General features: G+C 41.8%; 2 protein-coding genes. Both read right to left on the minus strand.

The window, feature by feature from the left end; genetic code table 11:
* Positions 1-465: swarming motility protein SwrB (gene swrB, locus RAC86_RS38905; RefSeq protein ID WP_377886980.1), on the minus strand; the 465-nt coding region annotated here is incomplete at its 3' end.
* 28 nt (positions 466-493) lie between these two features.
* On the minus strand, positions 494-1,181 hold a 688-nt coding region (gene sigD, locus RAC86_RS38910; protein ID WP_377886979.1), incomplete at its 5' end, for an RNA polymerase sigma-28 factor SigD.

Below are 1,181 nucleotides of genomic sequence, written 5' to 3' on the forward strand. Positions count from 1 at the left end.
TAGCTCGATTTCTGTCTTTCCGCTCTTCATTTTCTGGGCAATTTGACTTACCGAATATCCCTGTTCATATAATTCTATGACCTGGTCTTCAAATGATTGGACCTCACTGTTTACGATCTCTTCCCGACGGTCAACCTCTGTAATCAGACCTTCAATATGTTCAGGAAGATTCTCTGCCTCTTGGACTGGATCCCGCTCTTGATATGTTTCAGAGGGCTGAAGGCCTGGCTTTTGGGATTCTTCATCTGATTGACTTGCAGATGAAGCTTTATTTTCTATCAGTTTCTCATTTTCTTCTTTTAATTCAAGCAGAAATGCCGCCAAGGTGTTTTCCGTCTCTTCAAGTATCTGTTTTTGCTGTTTTTCTGTTTCTTTCACTGCAGCGAGCCTCGTATACAGGATAATGACAGCGTACAGAAGAACGCCGTGGAGCGTAAAGCTTAAAAGCCATAATAGTGTTGACATGTTTTTCACTCGCTAACCATGAAATTCATTATTGTATCACTTTTTCCAGCAGATTCTTTAATTTAAATAATGCCTTTGAATGGATCTGAGATATGCGGGACGTAGAAAGATTTAATACTTGTCCGATTTCTGTCAGTGTCAACTCCTCTTTGTAGAACAAACTCACAACCAGCTGTTCTTTTTCAGAGAGTTCGTGAATTTTTTCCGCAAGCTGTGCAATCAGTTCATCCTTCATAATCTTTTCTTCAGGCGGAACATTTTTGTCATCTCTGATCATGACTTGAATGTTCTCCCCGTCATCTTGATCATGGAGCTTTTCATCAATTGACAGCAGATTTGCAAAAAAACCTTCATTCATTGTTGACACGACATCCTGTACCGTCATTCCGAGTTCCTCTGCAATTTCCGCGGGCGATACATTCCGAAGATACCGCTGTTCAAGCTTTTCAATTGCCGCTTCAACCTTTTTTGTTTTTTCGCGTGAGGTTCTGGGCAGCCAATCTTCTTTACGAAGCCCGTCTATGATTGCGCCGCGAATTCTAAACGAGGCGTAGGTATCAAATTTTAAGTCCCGGCTGGGGTCAAATTTTTCAAGGGCATCATATAAACCAAGCATACCAAGGCTCATAAGATCGTCTTTATGCACTGATTTCGGCAGCCCGACAGAAATTCTGCCTACATGATATGTGACAAGCGGCATGTAACGGCGCATTAAG

This window comes from Bacillus sp. LR_5 (assembly GCF_042709275.1).